The sequence below is a fragment of the uncultured Tenacibaculum sp. genome (assembly GCF_947499065.1).
In the GTDB taxonomy this organism is placed as follows: domain Bacteria; phylum Bacteroidota; class Bacteroidia; order Flavobacteriales; family Flavobacteriaceae; genus Polaribacter.
The window spans coordinates 158544-179175 of record NZ_CANMMT010000006.1 but is presented as its reverse complement, the minus strand read 5'-3'; the positions used below and the strand labels follow the sequence as shown (position 1 = coordinate 179175).

Genomic DNA, 20632 nt, shown 5'->3' with positions numbered 1-20632 from the left:
CTACTATGGGATTTTTTGATTTATTCAAAAGCAATAAAAAAGAAGAAGAAAAACATTACGACCCAATTAACATCAAAGTAACCGATTTAGAAAACGGTTATCTATTAGATTACGATTTAGAAACTTGGACAGTTACCAAAATGTCTGAATATGATTGGGGAAACAATCATTTCTCAAGAGAATTTGTAATTGAATCTAAAGGAAAGAAACGATTTCTTCATATAGAAGAAGATGATGACCTTATCATTTCTCTTTCAGAAGAATTAAAATACAGAAAACTAGGAGAAACTGTTACCGACTATATTGACACTAATGGAAAACCTCCAAAAAAAATTACACATCAAAATATTACTTATTACTTGGACGAAGAGTCTCCAGGATACTATAGAAATGTAGAAAACGAAAACTGGGAAGAACTTATTTCTTTTTACTACTTAGATGAAGACGAAGAAAAATGTTTAACCATTGAACAATGGGACGAAAATGACTTTGAAGTAAGTATTGGAAAAATACTTAAACCATTTGAAATTAGTAATATTTTACCATCATACAACGAATAAACTATGCGACTTATCAACTATTTATTTCTATTAACCATTAGTTTTTTAATAAGTTCTTGTGGTACTGAAAGAAAACCAAAATTTGTAAAATCTCCTATCGATAATATCATCACTAAATACATTGACAAAAATGATTACAGTGTCATTTTAGCCGATATGGACTACAAAGAAGATACCGATAAATATTTTCATAAGTATCGAATTTTAATTGAAGAAAAACAACCAAACCTATCTATTGAACAGTTAAAAGATAGTTTAGCTGAACCTACCGATATTAAAATTATTGACACAGATTGGAAGGAAGTTTCTCCTATAACTTTTGAAGAGCATCAAAATGATTTAGGGATGACTATTCTAAGTAAGAAAAATGGAAAATTAGATAAAAACTCTGCTCCAGCTGGAGTAAACAATTATGTAGGAAATCCTAAATACGGAGAATGGAGAACCCATAGCGACGGAAGTTCTTTTTGGGCTTTTTATGGACGTTATCGATTATTTTCTGATTTATTCTTCGGACCAAGATACGGTTATGGATATGGCTACCCTAGAAGAGACTGGAATGATTACAACAGAAACTATCGTAATAAAAAATCATATTATGGAGGTTCTAGCAAATACGGAACAAATTCTACAGGAAATAAAAATACTTCTTGGGCAAAAAAGCCACAAACGTTTAAAAGCAAGGTAAATTCAAAAGTTAGCAGAAGTGCTTCTAATATGCGATCAAGAGGCTATACTTCTAGTAAAAGTTATAGCAAAAGAAGCAGAAGCAGTTCTAGATATAGCAGATCATCTTCTCGTTCAAGAAGCGGAGGCTTTGGTAAATAACAACTAACTTAAAAAGATTAAAACACAAATGGAAAACCTAACCGAATATATAGACATCATTAGCCTAGGACACTCTTTAGGCTATGTACTTTCTGCTTTTATTATCTTTTATTTAGGAAAGTTAATTTATAGCTTAATAAATAAGAAAATCAATATTGCACATGAACTTGTTGAAAAAGACAATTTTGCTTTTATTCTATCCTATACAGGTTATTTTGTAGGATTAGTTATAATTCTAGGAGGTGCAATTATTGGAGAAAGCGTTGATTTTTATACAGATTTATTTCACATTGGTACCTATAGCCTTATTGGTATTGTTTTACTTCATATTTCAATTCTAATTAGCAACAAGCTAATTTTACCAAAATTTGATATTAAAAAGGAAATTGTTGAAGATAAAAACGAAGGTACAGGAGTTATAGAAGCTTGTATCTACACTGCAAACGCTTTAATATTACATGGAGCTCTTATTGGAGAATCTGAAAGTTTTCAAGAAGGAATACTCACCTTTATTAGTTACTGGGTTATTGGAAATATTATGCTAATTATTGCTTCAAAAATCTTCACTTTATGGATTCGTTTTGATGTACATGATCATATTGAAAAAGATAATGTTGCTGTTGGAATAAGCTTTGGAGGTGCAATCTTAGCGATAGGAATTGTAATTATGAACGCCTTATTAGACCCTTTTATTGATTGGACCACTACTTTAATCGATGTTAGTTTACAAACCGTTTTAGGAATTATCTTATTACCTATAATGCGTTTCTTAACTGACAAAATTTTACTTCCAGGAAGAACACTAACAGACGAAATAATTAACCAAGAAAAACCAAATATTGGAGCTGGTTTACTAGAAGCATTTGCTTATGTTAGCTCAGCAATATTAATTACATGGAGTATTTAAAAAGTAATTCATTCGTACTTAAATCGGCAATTTTTGCTACTGGTTTTGCTGGAATTGTTGCAGAGTATGTTTTATCTACACTTGCCACCTATTTCATTGGAAACTCTGTTTTTCAATGGACTATGATTGTTTCATTAATGCTATTTTGCATGGGGCTAGGTAGTAGACTTAGCCAGTATTTTACCAAAAACCTAGTTAGAAACTTTTTACTCCTAGAGCTAGCATTATCTTTAATCGTAGCTTTCTCTTCAGTATTAGTATACACATTAGCTGCAGTCTCATCTTATTACGATTTAGTTATTTATCTTTTAAGTATGCTTGTAGGGCTACTCATTGGTCTAGAAATTCCTTTGGTAGTAAGAATAAACAAAGAGTACGAAGATTTAAAAACCAACATCTCATCAATTCTTGAAAAAGATTATTACGGAAGTTTACTTGGCGGTGTATTTTTTGCTTTTATAGGCTTACCTATTTTAGGACTTACTTACACCCCATTTATCCTAGGATTCATCAACTTTTTTGTTGCCTGTATTGTTTTCTATCGCTTTAAGGGAAAAATGGTAAAAAAGCAATTCAAACCTATGCTAGGAAGCATTGGTATTGTTTTGACAATTCTTATTGCCGGAATGAGTTTTACAAACGACATTATTACTTGGGGAGAGCAAAAGAAATACAAGGATAAAGTTGTTTATGCAAATCAAAGTAAATACCAAAAAATTGTTTTAACCGAATGGAAGGACGAACATTGGTTATATCTAAATGGAAACTTACAGTTCTGCTCTATTGATGAAGAAATGTACCATGAACCTTTGGTACATCCTATTATGCAAGCACATCCAAATCCACAAAAAATATTAATTCTTGGAGGTGGAGATGGTTGCGCAGTAAGAGAACTTTTAAAGTACCCTTCTGTTGATAAAATTGACATGGTAGATTTAGATCCCAACATGACTGATTTAGGTAAAAACAACCCAATTCTTATAGATATCAACGAGGGATCAATGAATAGTGAAAAACTAACTATCTACAATAAAGACGCCTATGTTCACCTAGAACAAGACACAAAATCTTTTTACGATGTTATTATTATTGATTTACCAGACCCAAGAAGTGTTGAATTAGGTAGATTATATTCTCATGAATTTTATACTTTATGCAGACGTAAGCTAAGACCTAACGGATTACTTATAACACAATCTGGAAGCCCATATTTTGCCACCAAAGCATTTCAGTGTATAGATTTAACAATGCAATCGGCAGGATTCACAACAATTCCAATGCACAATCAAATAATATCTATGGGAGAATGGGGTTGGATTATAGGAACTAAAAACAAGAACATTTCAAAAGAAACATTTAAAAAACAATTACAAAGCTTACAGTTTGATTCTATTACTACTAAATGGATTAACAACGAAGCAATGTTATTATTAACTTCTTTTGGAAAAAAAGATTTCTTTAATATCGATGCTAAAAAAATTGAAGTGAATAAGATTCAAAATCCGGTATTGTATCAATATTATTTAAAAGGAAATTGGGATTTATACTAATAAAAAATGAACACTAGCTACAAACATATACAAGCCGAAATATACAATCTTCAGGAATGGATTATAGAAACCAATCCTGAGGTTTTAAAAACCAAATTTGAAAAATTGCTACAACAAAGTAAGTTCACCATTTTAGCTTTTAACGAACATTATTTTGAACAACAAGGCTATACTTGTTTTTGGTTACTTGGAGAAAGTCATTTAGCGATTCATACGTTTCCTGAAAGCAAAAAAACTTACATTGAGCTAAGTAGTTGTAATCAGGAAAAACTAAACACTTTTAAAGTTTTAATGAACGCATGAGTACCAAACAAAAACTAATACTCTTCGTTATAATTGCAGCCATATACAATCTACTAGTATATGGTTTGTATTATTTTGAATCAAACTTCGAAAACACTAACATTCATAATCTTGCCGATGCTTATTGGTATTCTTTAGTTACCTTAACAACTGTTGGTTATGGTGACTTCTACCCTATTACTTTTTGGGGAAGGTTAATTGGAATACTATTCGTACTAGGAAGCCTTGGTATGTTAGGGTACATCGTTACAGAATTAAGCTTAAAAATATCAGAATACTTAAAAAAAAGAGAAATGGGATACTTTGGAACAGATATGAACAACCACTGTATAATTATTGGCTGGAATACTTTTTCAAAACAAGTTGCCGAACAAATAATAAATGCTGGAGAAGATTTAGCCATAGTTGTTAATCAAGAATCAGATCTAAAAACAATTAAACAAATTTACTCAGATAAAAACTGTTTTGTTTTATTAGCTGACTTAAATGATTACAAGGCCTTAGAAAAAATAAACATTACAAATTCAAGAAGAGTTTACATTAGTTTTGAAAACGATACTGACTCGTTAGTTTATACCATTAGCTTAAAAAAGCGATTTGAAAAAGTAAATTGTGTTGTTGCTATAGAAAATATAGAATTAAAATCGTCTTTTAACTATTTAGGAGTACAATTTATTATTCCTAAAAAAGAAATAGTTTCTAAGTTTATAGCAAGCTATATTTTCGAACCCAATGTTGCATTACTTACCGAAGATTTAATATCTACCTCAAACGACAAGAGCAATTTAGATATTTGCGAAACTAAACTAACAGCAAATCACAACTACACAAACACACGTTTTTTAGACACTTATATTGATTTAAAAGAAAAATCAGGAATTACTTTAGTTGCTCTAAGTAGAGATGAACAATTGATTAAAAATCCAGAAAACAACCTAATACTTAAAGAAAATGATGTTTTGGTTTATATTGCTAACGGAGAGAACAAACTCTATTTAAACTAGTTTATGGAGCTCCAATTAAACGATATCTCATCAAATATTCCTCTATTAAAGAAAAAAATAGCTGAAATAAGTTTCAAAAACCAAGTTGATAGTGATGAATTATTAATAGAAATGGTAAAATTTCTAAACCTAATTCATATCACTAATGAAAAACTAAGTCCATCAGTATTAGTTGATTTAGCTTGGCATGAATTTATTCTATTTACCCGATACTATAATGACTTTTGTTTAACTCACTATTCAAGGTTTATACACCACACTCCTAGCGAAAATAGCGAACCAAAAACATTTCAAAAAACAATAGAACTTTATATAAAACACTACAACAAACCACCAGAATCCATTTGGGGTTCATACGCTATAAAAGAATGGGAAGCTAGCAATTGCGGAGCTTGCCACAATTAAAACCCAACTTATGTATTTAGAAGGTATTATTACCATTGACCCATCTCAACTTACAGAGATTAAAAAAGTAAAACCAACTAAAGCTTTTAAAAAGTTTTTTCACCACCTAACTCTAGGCGCTATTTCTGACAAAGAAGAACGCGAAACTTTTACAGCTGTTGCTATTTTACAGCAGTTAAACGCTACTTTTAGAAGTTTAAATATTACTAATATCATTAAAATTGCTCATGATGACATCAATTTTTATCATGATCAAGACGGAAAAGAAAATGATTTAAAATATGCTCTAGACAAATATGAAATTGAAGTAAACGACGCCATGTCTGTTCATTTCAAACAATTAAAACTTGTTTTAGAACACGAAGACAATGATTTCAAATATTTAATAGAAACCGAAATTAACCGAGATCATAAAATAGGTGTTTATCCAATTGTCATAAAAGTTTCTGGATTATTTAAAGAATTTAGCTCAGGAGACATCAATAATAAAATAAGTAAAACTGTTAGTAATCAAGAAAGTTTTGACAAGTTTAAAAACGATAAAAATAAATGGTTTGACTATTTTTTAAACAAAATAAAACTATCCTTAAAAAAACAAATTGAAACTGATGATATACAGACCTATACTAAGAACAAATTTATTTTACCAAAACAAAAAATAAATAATAAAAAAGATATTCAACCTAATACTCAAGGAGGAGGAATATACGGCGGATATCACGGATTTAACGACTTTCTTTTTTATAGTTTAATTTGGTCTGACATTATGCATCATAATGACAATATTACTATCCAAAATTCTTATTATGAAAATGACAAAGGTGAAGATTTAGGATACGCTAAAGAAGTAGAAACTTCAAATGATATTTTTGATAGCGAATCTAATAGCGAAATCGTAAACTCTAGCACTTTTGATGAAGATCCTTTAAGTATTAATGAACCTGAGGTTACAGAATCTACTAGTTGGTTTGATTCAAGCTCATGGGGAAGCGATTCCGACTCTAGCTGGTTTGACACTGATTCTAGTTCATGTTCTAGTTGTTCTTCATGTTCAAGCTGCTCTAGTTGCTCTTCTTGCGGAGGAGATTAATTAAAACTCAAAATTATGATTTTAGTATTTGACACATATTACTTTGAAAATAAAGCAAAAACTGTTTGTTTAGAATTTAACCAATGGACTGACGAGAAAGAATCAAACATATATGAAGAAACTTTAGAAGACATTAATGAATATGTTTCAGGAGAATTCTACAAAAGGGAACTTCCCTGTATCATTAGCCTTCTAAAAAAAATAAACTTAGAAAACTGCGAAGCCATTATTATTGATGGCTTTGTAGTACTAAACGATGAAGATAAAAATGGTTTAGGAGGCTTCCTTTACCAGGAATTAAATAAGTGTATTCCAATTATTGGAGTAGCTAAAAACAACTTCAATCAGGTTACACTTAACAAGAGAGCTGTTTATAGAGGAAACAGTAAAAAACCTCTTTACATTACCGCTAAAGGTATTAATTTAGATGAAGCCTCTCAAAAAATTATGCAAATGAATGGTGATTATCGCATCCCATATCTATTAAAAAGAGTTGATTCAATAGGAAGAGAAAACAATAATTAACTATATGTTTACAGCAACAATAAAAAGTACTTTAGACGAGGATATTTCTATTTTAGTAAAACCAGAAAATCATTCTTGGAACTACCTGTGCGAATGTGGTGATGCTAGCAAATTAACTATCAAAGAAATCCAAAATTGTAATGCTATCTTTATAAGTCATACTCATATTGATCATTTTATCAATTTTGATACCATTATAAGACATCAAATAGGAATTGAGAGAAAAGTTACTATTTGTGGCCCACAATATATAGCTACTCAAATTCAACATAAATTAAAAGCTTATACTTGGAATCTAATAGATAAAGAGGCACTTTCATATGAAGTAAAAGAAATGATTAGTGACAATAAAATTGTAACCTATGAATTATCTCCTCCCCTTTGGGAAATTAAAGAAGTTTCTAAAACAAATTCTAACATTCTTTTTGCTGATAAAAAATTTGAAGTTCAAGGAGTTTTACTCGACCACAAAACTCCTTCTTTAGCTTACAAATTTATAGAATATGACACCGTAAAATTCAACATTTCAAAATCCAATCTAAAAGGAGGAAAATGGGTAAATGAATTAAAAGAAGCTTTTAATAAAAACCTAAGTAATCAAATTATTCAAATTGAAAACATCCAATATGAAGCAAAAGATCTTTTTTACCTTCTTGAATTAAAGAAAGGTAAAACCTTAGGAATTATAATGGATCACGCTCCTTCGGAAATAAACCATAAAAAAATCACAACTCATTTTCTTAATTGTGATACTGTTTTTATAGAATCATATTACAAAAATAAAGATCAGAATTTTGCAGAACTAAATTTTCATAGCTACGCTAAAATGTCCGGTCAAATCATGAGAACTTCTTTAATAAAAGAAGCTATTCCTGTTCATTTCTCGAGAAAATACAGTGCGGAAGAAATTAATGAATTACAACAAGAATTTTATGAGTCATTTATGAATTCCCAAAAACTGTAATCACAATTCTTCTCTTACCTCCATAATTACGATGTTCTCCTAAATAGATTCCTTGCCAAGTTCCTAAGTTTAACCTTCCGTTGGTTATTGGTATTTGTACCTGACAACCTAACATAGAACTCTTAATATGCGCAGGCATATCATCAGCTCCCTCATAATCGTGCTTATAATAAGGCATATTTTCCGGAATCATTGTATTAATATGCGACTCGAAATCTTCTCTAACAGTAGGATCTGCATTTTCGTTAATTGTCAAACTAGCAGAAGTATGCTTTATAAAAGCCTGAAACTGCCCTTTCATAATAGTTTGTATTTCTGGAATAGCACTTTCTAAAATATCAGTAATAATATGATATCCTCTTCTAAATTCTTGTAATTGGATTTCTTTTTGATAAAACTTCATTTTGTAAAAATAAAAAAAGCCGTCTTACAATTAAGACGACCTTATTATTACTTTTAGTATAGTTTTAAAAACTTATAATTCTCATAGCATTTAAACCTGTTATGTCTCTATAATCATAGTTAATTGTCATCGATTTCATTTCTCCTGAATCAACATTAATCATACCGAAGCCTAACCCAAAACGCTTAAGAACAACTTGATTTGATTGTAATAAAAAAATTAATTCTCTTGAATCAGAATTACCTATACTCACATCAAAAGTATACACATCTTTTAATTCCTTACCTGTATTAATGTCAAACTCTATTAGCTTACTATAATAAATTTTTTTAATTGTATCGTAGATAGTTTTTAAACCAAACATTCTTCCATTATTCCCACATATGACCGAATCATAACCTCCTATCGTAATCGTTTTTTTCTCTTTTGTTACTATATTATACACAAACATTTTACTAGGATCTCCTAAATAAAAGGTTTCTCTTTTATGCACAATTAAAAGTTTTTTATCTCGACTAAAAGTTAATCCTTCCAGCCCTTTCTTATTTCCACTAGGAGCATTTGGCAAATCATTAAAACGTTTAATAACAGACAACACATTCCCTTTAATATCAACTTCAACTAAATCTGCAGAATCTGAGTTTAAAATAAACCCAAATAATCTATCATCTAAAGATGTTAAATCCTCTACACTATTATTTAAACTAATAGTAGTTCTTTTTTTAGTGCTTTGTCCCATTTTAACCAACTCTTCTCCTCTAGTACCTTGATATACACTTTGCCTGATTAAAAATTCTTGCTCATTTTTTAGATACGATAAATCATAATAGATTCTCCCGTGTAGTTTTTCATAACCTCCAATCTTTCTAACTAATTCTCCTGTATTTACATCAACTTCATACAAATTAGTATAATTCTCAGGAGTTTTTACATCAGTATTCTTTTGAAAAACATATAATTTATCGATACCTGATGGAGACAAATCTTCATTATTACCACTACAATTTACTAACAAAAGAGCTAGTAAGAAAACTCTTATTTTTTTCATATAAATTATTTTTTCTGCAAAAATAAAAAAAGTCATTGATGTAATATCAATGACTTTTAAAACAAACAACTTAATCAAAATTTATAAAAGTTAGTCCTTAATTTAAAATCTCTAGGATTATCCTTGCTTTTTTCCCTTATTACTAGGGCTCCTCCCCAAACACTTTTATCTTTAAATATTCTTTTCATAATTGCCTTCATATCTTTATAGGCCATTTTTTCTAAAGATTGATCTATGGGCACCCAAGCTACATCACTACATGATGGTGGAGGCTTTATGGTTCCTGAAACATAACTTGCTTGGTAATAGTGCATCAATGTTGGTTTATGATATCCTTCAAAATGAAAAGTAAACAAACCTCTTAATTTAATATCTTTCACTTTTATCCCAACACTTTTTGCCATACTTTTCACAAACTCTTTCATAGCAAAATCTCCAGCAAATTTTCTTCCTTGTATCTCCCAATCATTCCTCCATTTCACTAGCAATACTTCATTGGAACTATTTGTAATTACCAGCTTAATAAATGAATAATTTGGTTCTGTTTTTTTATTCTGCGCAGTTAGACTAAAAGTCATTAAAAAGAATACTGCTACAACTATTTTCTTATACATTCGTTAATTCAGAATTAAGAAAACCGAATTGCAATAAACAATTCGGTTTAAAATAATCAAAAAATAGGATTTTATTCATCTAAATAATCCTCTAAAACTGTAATCCACCCCTTAACTGGATCCAATAATAGTTTTTCTGTATTTGCTGTATACTCTAACTGAATAGTTCCTGTTGCTACTGGATCTATATTTTGCCCATCTTTATATGCCCAAACAGTAACTTTTAAATCATATGTTTGTCCTTCTTTTAAATCGTCTTGAGTTTGTCTTAACAACTCTAAGAATGCATAATCAGCAATATTATTTGAACGGTTCACTGTTACTTTTGGATAAAAGAAATAGAAGTCGTTTTTATACTTATCTAACTGCGGAATATTTTTAGCAAACTTTGTACTAGTTTTTCTTAATTCTTCTCTTCCTGTTTTCTTCCCTGCCATTTCATAAGTAATATTAAACCAAGAACCTGGATGAGAAACCGATAAAGGCTGATCAAAATAAGGTTTAAATGCTACTGTTGAACCTAACTCTTGTTTAGTAATAAAGTTAGCTACTTTTTCTACTGGCTGATTTGATTTTGAACTTCTTAAATAATTAGTTCCTTTAGCAAAAGCAACTTTCCCGTGATAATTTTTATACGAATCGAAACGCATTAATTTCTTTTTCGTCTTAGCCATTTTAAGTGAATTTAAATCACTTATAATCATATCCACTTTTGCTTGCGCTGTTTCAATATCCCAAGTATCTAAATCGGCTTTATTCTTTGCCATTACCTCAATTACTGTTCTTTTTGAATCTAATGGTACTGATTCATCGTAACTATTTATACTTCTATCAGTTTGTTGAGTTTGTGCAATTACCCCTGGAGCCACTTCAAAAACTTCTATATATGATTTTGCTGATGATGACATCCATACAAAAAACATTTTCACTTGTTTTTTTCTAAAATAACTTTCTTTAAAGTTCATTTTTAATTGTGGATTCTCTTGCTTTCTCTCCCAGTAATGTAACTGATTTACAACCTTTCCTTCATCCTCTTTAACAAATTTAAATCCGAAAGCTTTTTTATCTTTTAATCCATGGTACTCTCCACTCATACCAAGTTCATCATTTACACTATTTAAATATCCAAATGTTCCAGATGATGCCCCTGATGATTTTGAACCTCTTTTTGATTTCTTTTTAGAAGTTACTTTTTTTATCAAACTTTTAAATTGTGCGTTCGTTTCTGTTGTACCCCCTAGAAACATCATTGCACTCAATGCACATGTTAATATTACTTGTTTTCTCATTTTAATTTAATTTTTAGTTTAGTTAAAAATTTAGTTTTATTGATTTTACTTGTTTTGTTACTCTTCCGTTATCTCCTCTTTTACCATTTCTCCCTCTACTTGAATGTGAATACATAGGAGCTCCTCCATTTCCTCCATCTCCTCCTTTGTTATTAAGCTCAATATTTAGCTTTGTTACAGATGGATCTTTTATTAGTAAAATATTCCCTCCTGCTCCTCCATAACCACCATTTCCTCCGTTTGGTGAACTTTTACGACCATCATCTCCATTCATTCCTCTTCCTCCTTGATTATTGATGATTAACTTCGTATCAGTAGTTAGCTTGTATCTTGCTACGTGCTTATTTTTGGTAGTGTTGTAGATGTCTATTTTATTCAGTTTAACCCCAGTTTGTTTGTGACTTACTGTTTTTACTTTTATAGTAAGATTATCACCTCTTCCTGCATGCTGTCCATCTTTACCTTGAAAAACAGTTACGTATTTATGACGTTCGTGCCCCCAAAATCCCTGTTGATTAACCTGAATAGAAACATTGTTAGTTGTATTTATATGTTTTTTTGCTTTTAGCTGCGGATGATATTTAGAAGTTATATCCAATGTAACTCTATCATTTGTTAATGATTTTGCATCTTCATCTACTCTTACCTCATCTATAGTGTTACTACACCCTTTATGGCTTAGTTTGAAATCACTCCAAGGAATTTTTCCTCCAAGATTTTTTGTTGATAATTTACTTCCATCTTTAAGTGTTGCAATTACTCCATACTTTATTGCTTCTGAAAAATGAGCTACTTTTTTAGGTGTGTTTACCAACTTAATTTCAATACTCTTAACTTCTTTAGTTTCTAAAGAATTTTTCTTCCTTTCTACTTCTACTAATGCCGCTTTTTGTTCTTTTACTTCAGCTCTTGCTGTAGTTTGGTTTTTAAATACAGATTTCGAATACTCTTCTACTAGTTTATTCAGTTCATTATATTTTTTTGAAAGGCTACCTCCTTTTGTAAACACATACTTTGTAGTTGCTTCTTCTTTCCCATTCCAACTATAATACACCCCTACTCCATTTACAAAGGTTAATCGGTAGGTAGAAAAACTAAAATACGCTGGGTGCCCTGGTACATCTGGTTTGAAATTCTCATCCAAAATTCCAGCCCTCTTTACTAAAACATTTGAAACATTGTTTCCATCTTTTGTAAACGTTATTGGCCATTGTTTTTTTACTTTGACCATTTTGTATTTTTTATACGAAACTTTTTCAACTTTAAAAACAGTATACTTACCCGATTGAAATGCTTCTAATATTTTATTTTGATTTTCTTGAGACTGACATAAGACTGCCAAAAACATGAATATTATTGAAATACTTTTTCTCATTTTAAACCCCGTTTTTGCTTTAGATTATTTTGAGGCAAATAAAATTCAGTTTTAAATATTTTGTCATAAATTACTTCCGAATGAGTGATTTTCTTTTCCGAAAAGAAATATCTACAAACAAAAAAAGGTCTCCACATAACTAATTGTGAAGACCTTACAACATAAAAACTATTTCACTCTTAAGTCAAAAAGCTTTATCAAACTTAAATTTTCTATTTTTTTTATTCTATTCTAAAACTATACTTCTCTTTATAAATGCTCCTTCCTCAGTTTTCAATCGAACTATATATTTTCCTCTTTCTAAATTTGGTAACTTAATCGTATTAAACCCTTTTCCTTTAAATTTAGTTCTCGCTTTGACAATCTCTTTTCCTAAAGAATCAAAAACAAACACTTTGGTTTCTCCTTTTGGAATTCCTGTTACTCTTAAAACTTTTTTACTCCACATAAAAACAATTTTATTTATTTACATTCATGGTTTATACACATATAAATTAACGTGATATTTAACTTATTTCCATTGTATCATTTCCTAATTACTTCTTTTAACTTCCAAAAAGAAAAACCATCTATTACAATTATAGATGGTTGGTTCTCTTATTTAACTTTTATTTAAATTCCTAAGAACAAAAAAGCTCTTCAAAATACTCTTTATAACTCTTACTAATTGGTATTTTAAAATCTGTTTTCAATTTTACTTCTTTCTCTTTTTTAGAGTATATTTCTATTTGATTAACATTAATAATCCACGATCTATGTACTCGAGCAAAATCATTATCTGTACATAATAATTTTTGATAATAACTTAGCTTTTTAGCCACCACATACTTTTTATCATTATTAGTATAAATTATAGAATACATTCTATCTGCCTCTATACATAAAATATCACTTAAGCTTACAATAGCGTAATCTGTTTTATAAGGAATCGCAATTCTTTGAAGTTCTTTTTTATTGCTCTTTAAGACTTCTAAATTAGCATTAGAGGTCCCAACATTTTTCACTACTTTTTTTACAGCCTCTTTTAATCTTTCAATATCAATTGGCTTTAACAAATAATCTATCGCTGCAACTTCAAATGCTTTAATCGCATACATATCATAAGCTGTTATAAAAACGATTTGAAAATTGATTTCTTCAAACTCTTCTAAAAGTTGAAATCCATTTTTTCTTGGCATTTCAATATCTAAAAAGACCAGTTGTGGTTTATTGGTTTTTATTTCTTCAACTGCCTCATCCACATTAGAAGCTTCTGAAACCACTTCAACCTCTTTGCAAAAAGCATTTAATAAATATTTTAAATTCTCTCTTGCATTTAATTCATCATCTACTATTACCGCTTGTATCTTTGTCATCTTAATTTACATAAGGTATTTTTACAACTACTTTTGTTCCTTTTTCTACTTTTTCATAAACAACTCCTATATCTGTTTTATAAAACTCTTTGAGCAATTTTAACCTGTTTTCAATAGCTTTTATTGAAGTATCTTCTGTTTCTGATTTTCTATTTAATATACTTATTTGCTTAGAAGCTTCTATTCCGATTCCATTATCAGTTACCGAACATATAAATATATTTTCCTGATAAAACTCTATTACTATTTTCTTCTTTCCTTCAATCTTATGAAGTAATCCATAACGAATTGCATTTTCCACAAATGGCTGTATTACTGCAGATGGTATTTTTATTTCTTCTATATTTTTTTCTCCTCTTATTTCGTATTCAAAATCTTTTTTAAAACGTAATTTCTCTAACTCTAAATACTTTTTTAGCATTGATAATTCGACACTAAAATCTACAAAACTCTTTTCACTTGTTTTTATACTCTCTCTCATTAACAAAGAGAATTTTGTTAAATACTTATATGCTTCCTCCTTATCTCCTGCTAAAATTAAGCTCTGTATTGAATTGATAGTATTGAATAAAAAATGTGGATTCATTTGAGACTTGAGTGCTTTCAATTGAAGACTTGCCAATTCACTTCTCTTTCGTTCTTCCAACTCTAAATAAGCTTGCTCTAATTTCTCTTTACTTAACAATAATTCTTTTTCGTGCTTTTTATTTAAATTATCTGAATAATTTAAAATCACGTAAGCTGCAACAAATACAGAAAATACTAATACTGGTAAAATTGTATTATCGGGATAATGCTTGTAAATTAAATTTGGAACAAAATATAAGATGAAACAAAGCACAAGAATACTTATGTTTATCCATTTTTTTTCAATCAAAATCAATCCAATTAATGGATATATAAAATAAAAGTTTTCAATTAAACTTAATGGCGTGGTATAATTTGCAAAAACAAAAGTGATTCCTATTATAGAACATATAAACAATACTCTTGCCAGTATATAAAAATGCTTATACTGAAAAAGAAAAATAATAAATATGAGAACATAAGAAATTCCATGCATTATCAAACTCCCTTCCAATTCTCTTTCAAAAATAATATCGAAAATAGTTATAACCACTATCAATATTGACCATGTAAAACAAAAGATATTTAATAACTTTATCTTTTTATTTTCTTTTGCGTCATTAGATGGTAATATACCTATATCGAATATTTTATATATAAAAGATTTCATTTTATTTGTCCCCCACCTTTTAAGGCTGAGTTAAATTTATTTTTTTAGTTTGTTTTTAATAAAAACTTCTTCCTAACCTCAAAAATTAACTTCCTAATAAATTTATAATCCAATTGTATAAGGAAGTCTTACCACTACTCTAGTCCCCTGTTCTAGATTCTCAAAAGACACTCCTATATCTACTTTATAATACTCTTTTAAAAAAGTTAATTTGTCATCTATGGCCTTTGTTGAAAAAGACTCTCTTGTTACTTTATTTTGAATTTTGAGTTCTTTAGCTGCTTTTATTCCTATACCATTATCTGTTATTATACAAATCAGAACATCCTCTTGCTTAAATTCTATAAGTATTTTTTTATCATTCCCCTCTTTATGTAAAAGCCCATGTTTTAATGCATTCTCTATATAAGGCTGAATAATCATAGTTGGTATTTTTATATCCCCTACATTTTCATTCCCTATAATTTTATAAGAAAACTCTTCTTTAAAACGTAATTTTTCTAACTCTAAGTATTTTTTTAATAATTGTAATTCTTCATCAAAATGAACAAAACTTTTCTTGCTCATATTTAAGTTTTCCCTAATTAAAAGAGAGAATTTCGTTAAATAATCGTAGGCTTTATATTTATCACCCTTTAAAACTAAGTTTTGAATTGAATTTAAAGCATTAAATGTAAAGTGCGGATTCATTTGAGATTGTAAACTCTCTAATTTAGACGACACTAATTGTTTCTGCATTCTTTCCCTTTCAAGCACCTCCTCTTGCTTTCTTTTTAACATCTTTAATCGAGCATTAAATCTATACCAGACTACTAAAAACAAAGATGTTATTCCACTTAATATAAACCACCATTCTTTGTAAAATGGTAATTGAATCTCAATATCAATCTTTTTTATATTACTTTCTTTATCACCATTAAAATCAACCGTTTTTAATTCAAACCTATATTTTCCTGCCGACAAATCATTAAACGTAATCTGATCCACACCTTTATACAAAACATCCCATTTATCATTCTTCTTATCTTTTATTAAGCGATATTTATACTGTAAACTTTCCTCTGTCAAAAAACCATTAGCATGAAATTTAAACTGTATTTTATTTTCATTATGCTTTAGACTATAGATATCTTTTATTTCAAGGTGTTCATCATTTACCAAAACATCTGAAAAATAAAAATCTTGCACATCCATCTCTTTAAAAACCTTGTCTTTATCTACTTCAAAAACCCCTTTATTTGAACTAAAAAATACAGATTTATCAAACACAACTATATCTGATATATTATAAGAGTTAACTCCGTCTCTCTTTGTTAAATTTTTAAACGTTCCATTCTTCACATCCAATACCTGAATTCCTCTATTAGTGGAAATCCAGAGTGAATTTTCACTTGCTTTAATTACACTTGTCAAATTAGATATCAATCCGTTTTCTTTTGTATAATTTACATAGGCTTTTCCATTTTTTACTCCTATCAATCCATCTTTAAAAGTAGACATCCATATGGTTCCATCGGCCGTTTCTTCTATATCAAGTGCAAAAATTGGTTTATTTTTATATAAAACTGGAGTGGGATTTAATTCTTCATCATATACCTTTACACCATTAACATATCCTACATATATTTTTTTGCTTAGTTTACTGTAATGAGCCGAATAAGATCTTTTCCCTCCTATCCTAACTCGTTCTTCATTATCCTTTACATGATTAATAGAAGCATATGCAAATGCGGCAAATATTATTTTCCCATCTTTATACAATGAAAAATCTTTTGCGTTCCCATATGATTTGAGCTTCCGATATTTTAATGTATTCACATTTAATATTACTGAATTTGATGCAAAACTTATTAAAGCCTGTTCTTTATCTAATCCAATAATTGAAAACACTTTCTCTTTAGACCCAACATCAATATCTTTTTTCTCACCAGTTACCACATTTAAAAGCGTTAGATACCCATTAGTTGACCCAAACAATACTTTATTTTCCCCAATCTTACTCATCGCGCTTATGTTCTGAGTAACATCCTTACTTTTATATTTTTTTAAATAAATATTAGGTATTATATATATTCCATCTCTCAAAGTAGAGCACCAATAGTTATTATTAGAATCTTTAACAACCTGAGTTATTTGTTTATCCTTAAAATAACTTTTTACATGTTTTATCTCTTTATTTTCATATTTACACACATAAACTCCTATTTCCGTACAAAACCACAACTCATCATTTCTAATAAAAATCCTAATTGTAAAATGTTTTTTTAAATCTTCTGGCAGTTTTACTTTAATCAATTCATTATTTTCCTCTACAACCAACATTCCTTTATGGTTTTTAAATACATCACCATTAAAATCATAGCTATAATGAAACTGTTTATTTTGAAATTTAAAGCTCCTCCAGTTTACACCAGAATATTTAACTGTATTTTTTAAACTTTGAATTCTTTTAAATGTTTTTCCATCTGTTGAGTAGTTCATTTTAGTCTCACTCAAGTAAAACAAAGTATCTCTTTTCTTAAAAACAGAGGCTATAGAATTGTTATTATTTATTAATGCAGTTTCTTTAGTTTTTAAGTTTACATTTAAAATATACCAAAAATTAGAGATAATTAAATACTCTTTAAAAAATTGGAACTCTGCTAATTGGCCATTAGCCTGCTCTTCTATATCAATAAAAAGCTTTAGCTCATCATTTTCTACATAAAAAAATTGACCAGTAATATTGTTACACCAAACCCTTCCTTGACTATCTAATCTTAAACCAAAAACAGACAATGCCCTTTTTTTAGGATGCGAATAGTTTTTAAACTCCTTTCCATCATACCTAAAAAGTCCTTTATCAGCAGCCAACCAGATATAACCTTTTCCATCTTCTAACACATCATAAAACTCAATATCAGGCAATCCGTCTTTTTCTGTTAAATGTTCAAAAACGGGGTGCTGAGAGAACGATATCGCACTAGAAAACAACAAGATAAAGTAGAGGAATAGCGTAATTTTATTTATCATAATTCAAAGCTACATTTTTAAGTAATAGTATAAACTTAAAAATAAAATATTTTAATTTCTAATTAACATTATTGTTTTAAAGGGATTACAATTTTATTTAAACAAACTGCTAATCAATATTTTTTTCTACAGAATAAACGATATTCTTTCCGAATGATTACATATTGTTTCCGAATGGAAATTTTAAACTTCCATAAAAACAAAAAGAGACTGTTCTAAATAGAACAATCTCTTTTAAATAATATATATGTAAGTTAAATCTTACTTCACTTCTTCGAAATCTACATCTTCAACATTATCTCCCTGAGCATTGTTTCCTTCAGGCTGACCTTGTTGAGCTCCTGCATTTCCTCCAGCTTGTTGCTGTGCAGCATACATTTCTTCAGAAGCAACTTTCCAAGCTTCATTAATCTTTTCCATTGCAGCATCAATTTGTGCAAGGTCTTTAGATTCGTGAGCAGCTTTTAACTCTGTCAAAGCAGCTTCAATTGGACCTTTCTTATCATCTGATAATTTATCTCCAAATTCTTTTAATTGCTTTTCAGTTTGGAAAATCATAGAATCTGCTCCATTAATTTTCTCTGCTGTTTCTTTAGCTTTAGCATCTGCATCTGCATTTGCTTCAGCTTCTGCTTTCATTTTTTCGATTTCTTCATCAGATAATCCAGAAGAAGCTTCAATACGAATATCTTGAGACTTTCCTGTTGCTTTATCTGCTGCAGATACATTAATAATTCCGTTTGCATCAATATCGAAAGTTACTTCAATTTGAGGAACTCCTCTTTGAGCTGGTGGAATATCTGTTAATTGGAAACGACCAATTGTTTTGTTATCTGCTGCCATCGCTCTTTCACCTTGTAATACGTGAATATCTACCGATGGTTGATTATCTACTGCTGTAGAGAATACTTGAGATTTCTTAGTTGGAATCGTAGTATTTGCTTCGATTAATTTAGTAAATACGTTCCCCATTGTTTCAATTCCTAATGATAAAGGCGTAACGTCTAATAATAATACATCTTTTACATCACCTGTTAAAACTCCACCTTGAATTGCTGCTCCTAAAGAAACAACCTCGTCTGGATTAACTCCTTTACTTGGTGCTTTTCCGAAGAACTTCTCAACTGCTTCTTGAATTGCTGGAATACGAGTTGAACCTCCTACTAAAATTACTTCATCAATATCAGAAGTACTTAAATCAGCATTTCTTAACGCCGTTTGACATGGTTCAATAGTTCTCTTTACTAAATCATCTATTAAAGCTTCAAACTTAGCTCTAGTCATTGTTCTAACTAAGTGCTTTGGTCCAGAAGCAGTAGCAGTAATATATGGTAAGTTTATCTCAGTAGAAGTTGTACTAGATAATTCAATTTTAGCTTTTTCAGCAGCTTCTTTTAAACGTTGTAAAGCCATTGGGTCTTTACGTAAGTCCATATTTTCTTCTGCCATAAACTCATCAGCCAACCAGTTGATTATTTTCTCATCAACATCATCTCCTCCTAAGTGTGTATCTCCATCAGTAGCTAATACTTCAAATACTCCGTCTCCTAATTCTAAGATAGAAACATCATGTGTACCTCCACCAAAATCAAATACTACAATTTTCTTATCGTCATTTGCTTTATCTAATCCATAAGCTAAAGCTGCTGCAGTTGGCTCGTTTATAATACGACGAACTTTTAATCCTGCAATCTCACCAGCTTCTTTAGTAGCTTGTCTTTGTGCATCATTAAAATATGCCGGAACAGTAATTACAGCTTCTGCTACATCCTGACCTAAGTAGTCTTCAGCAGTTTTTTTCATTTTCTGTAATACCATTGCAGAAATTTCTTGTGGTGTATATAAACGACCATCAATATCTACACGAGGTGTATCGTTATCTCCTTTTACAACTTTGTAAGGAACTCTTCCTGCCTCTTTTTCAGATTCAGAAAATTTATTCCCCATAAAACGCTTGATAGAATAAACAGTTTTTGTTGGATTTGTAACAGCTTGTCTCTTTGCTGGATCTCCTACTTTTCTTTCTCCTCCTTCTACAAAAGCCACAATAGATGGCGTAGTTCTTCTTCCTTCAGCGTTAGGAATTACTACTGGCTCATTTCCTTCCATTACAGAAACACATGAGTTGGTAGTACCTAAATCTATACCTATAATTTTACTCAT

The 20632-nt window shown here is 29.7% G+C and carries 20 protein-coding genes; 10 read left to right on the top strand and 10 right to left on the bottom strand.

What is annotated here, in order from left to right:
* Window positions 1-5: 5 nt before the first annotated feature.
* The 10 genes from Q0958_RS13445 to Q0958_RS13400 are packed head-to-tail and all read left to right on the top strand — an operon-like array spanning window position 6 to window position 8136.
* Window positions 6-560: a DUF4178 domain-containing protein gene (locus Q0958_RS13445; protein WP_299123912.1), complete on the top strand. Its 555-nt coding sequence runs from the start codon at window positions 6-8 to the stop codon at window positions 558-560.
* A 3-nt stretch (window positions 561-563) separates the two neighbouring features.
* Window positions 564-1388 (top strand): hypothetical protein, encoded by an 825-nt coding sequence (locus Q0958_RS13440; RefSeq protein WP_299123910.1) that lies wholly within the window; start codon window positions 564-566, stop codon window positions 1386-1388.
* A gap of 28 nt (window positions 1389-1416) precedes the next feature.
* Entirely contained in the window at window positions 1417-2295 is an 879-nt protein-coding gene (locus Q0958_RS13435) for a DUF350 domain-containing protein (RefSeq protein ID WP_299123908.1), read from the top strand.
* Window positions 2283-3845: a polyamine aminopropyltransferase gene (locus tag Q0958_RS13430; protein ID WP_299123906.1), complete on the top strand. Its 1563-nt coding sequence runs from the start codon at window positions 2283-2285 to the stop codon at window positions 3843-3845. The genes Q0958_RS13435 and Q0958_RS13430 overlap by 13 nt, the downstream gene beginning before the upstream one ends.
* 6 nt (window positions 3846-3851) lie before the next feature.
* Window positions 3852-4148 (top strand): S-adenosylmethionine decarboxylase, encoded by a 297-nt coding sequence (locus Q0958_RS13425; RefSeq protein ID WP_299123904.1) that lies wholly within the window; start codon window positions 3852-3854, stop codon window positions 4146-4148.
* Window positions 4145-5152 carry a potassium channel protein gene (locus Q0958_RS13420; RefSeq protein ID WP_299123902.1) on the top strand — a complete coding sequence of 336 codons (1008 nt, stop codon included), beginning with the start codon at window positions 4145-4147 and terminating at the stop codon, window positions 5150-5152. Before Q0958_RS13425 ends, Q0958_RS13420 begins: the two co-directional genes overlap by 4 nt.
* A gap of 3 nt (window positions 5153-5155) precedes the next feature.
* Window positions 5156-5557, top strand: a complete 402-nt coding sequence (locus Q0958_RS13415; protein WP_299123901.1) for a hypothetical protein — start codon at window positions 5156-5158, stop codon at window positions 5555-5557.
* A gap of 10 nt (window positions 5558-5567) precedes the next feature.
* A complete protein-coding gene (locus Q0958_RS13410; protein ID WP_299123899.1) occupies window positions 5568-6647 on the top strand; it encodes a hypothetical protein in 1080 nt (359 codons plus the stop codon).
* A gap of 15 nt (window positions 6648-6662) precedes the next feature.
* Window positions 6663-7172, top strand: a complete 510-nt coding sequence (locus tag Q0958_RS13405) for an endonuclease V (RefSeq protein WP_299123897.1) — start codon at window positions 6663-6665, stop codon at window positions 7170-7172.
* 4 nt (window positions 7173-7176) lie between these two features.
* A complete protein-coding gene (locus Q0958_RS13400) occupies window positions 7177-8136 on the top strand; it encodes a peptidase (protein WP_299123895.1) in 960 nt (319 codons plus the stop codon).
* Here Q0958_RS13400 and Q0958_RS13395 read toward each other — a convergent pair.
* The 10 genes from Q0958_RS13395 to dnaK form a co-directional block, all read right to left on the bottom strand.
* The gene (locus Q0958_RS13395) at window positions 8114-8539 is read right to left on the bottom strand and encodes a secondary thiamine-phosphate synthase enzyme YjbQ (RefSeq protein WP_299123893.1); all 426 of its coding nucleotides are present in this window, start codon (window positions 8537-8539) and stop codon (window positions 8114-8116) included. The two genes, Q0958_RS13400 and Q0958_RS13395, sit on opposite strands and share 23 nt — an antisense overlap.
* A 64-nt stretch (window positions 8540-8603) precedes the next feature.
* Entirely contained in the window at window positions 8604-9587 is a 984-nt protein-coding gene (locus Q0958_RS13390; RefSeq protein WP_299123891.1) for a hypothetical protein, read from the bottom strand.
* Window positions 9588-9661: 74 nt separating this feature from the next.
* Window positions 9662-10201, bottom strand: coding sequence for a hypothetical protein (locus Q0958_RS13385; protein WP_299123889.1), 540 nt, complete (start codon window positions 10199-10201; stop codon window positions 9662-9664).
* Window positions 10202-10272: 71 nt separating this feature from the next.
* Window positions 10273-11490: a hypothetical protein gene (locus Q0958_RS13380; RefSeq protein WP_299123887.1), complete on the bottom strand. Its 1218-nt coding sequence runs from the start codon at window positions 11488-11490 to the stop codon at window positions 10273-10275.
* Between the two features lie 22 nt (window positions 11491-11512).
* On the bottom strand, window positions 11513-12865 hold the full coding sequence (locus tag Q0958_RS13375) for a hypothetical protein (RefSeq protein WP_299123886.1): 1353 nt from the start codon (window positions 12863-12865) through the stop codon (window positions 11513-11515).
* A gap of 226 nt (window positions 12866-13091) precedes the next feature.
* Window positions 13092-13313 (bottom strand): T9SS type A sorting domain-containing protein, encoded by a 222-nt coding sequence (locus Q0958_RS13370; protein WP_299123884.1) that lies wholly within the window; start codon window positions 13311-13313, stop codon window positions 13092-13094.
* 172 nt (window positions 13314-13485) lie between these two features.
* Complete coding sequence (locus Q0958_RS13365; protein WP_299123882.1) at window positions 13486-14220, bottom strand: LytTR family DNA-binding domain-containing protein; 735 nt, start codon at window positions 14218-14220, stop codon at window positions 13486-13488.
* 1 nt (window position 14221) lies between these two features.
* Window positions 14222-15457, bottom strand: coding sequence for a histidine kinase (locus Q0958_RS13360; RefSeq protein WP_299123880.1), 1236 nt, complete (start codon window positions 15455-15457; stop codon window positions 14222-14224).
* Between the two features lie 102 nt (window positions 15458-15559).
* Window positions 15560-18469 (bottom strand): sensor histidine kinase, encoded by a 2910-nt coding sequence (locus Q0958_RS13355; RefSeq protein ID WP_299123879.1) that lies wholly within the window; start codon window positions 18467-18469, stop codon window positions 15560-15562.
* Window positions 18470-18730: 261 nt separating this feature from the next.
* Window positions 18731-20632, bottom strand: coding sequence for a molecular chaperone DnaK (dnaK, locus tag Q0958_RS13350; protein WP_299123877.1), 1902 nt, complete (start codon window positions 20630-20632; stop codon window positions 18731-18733).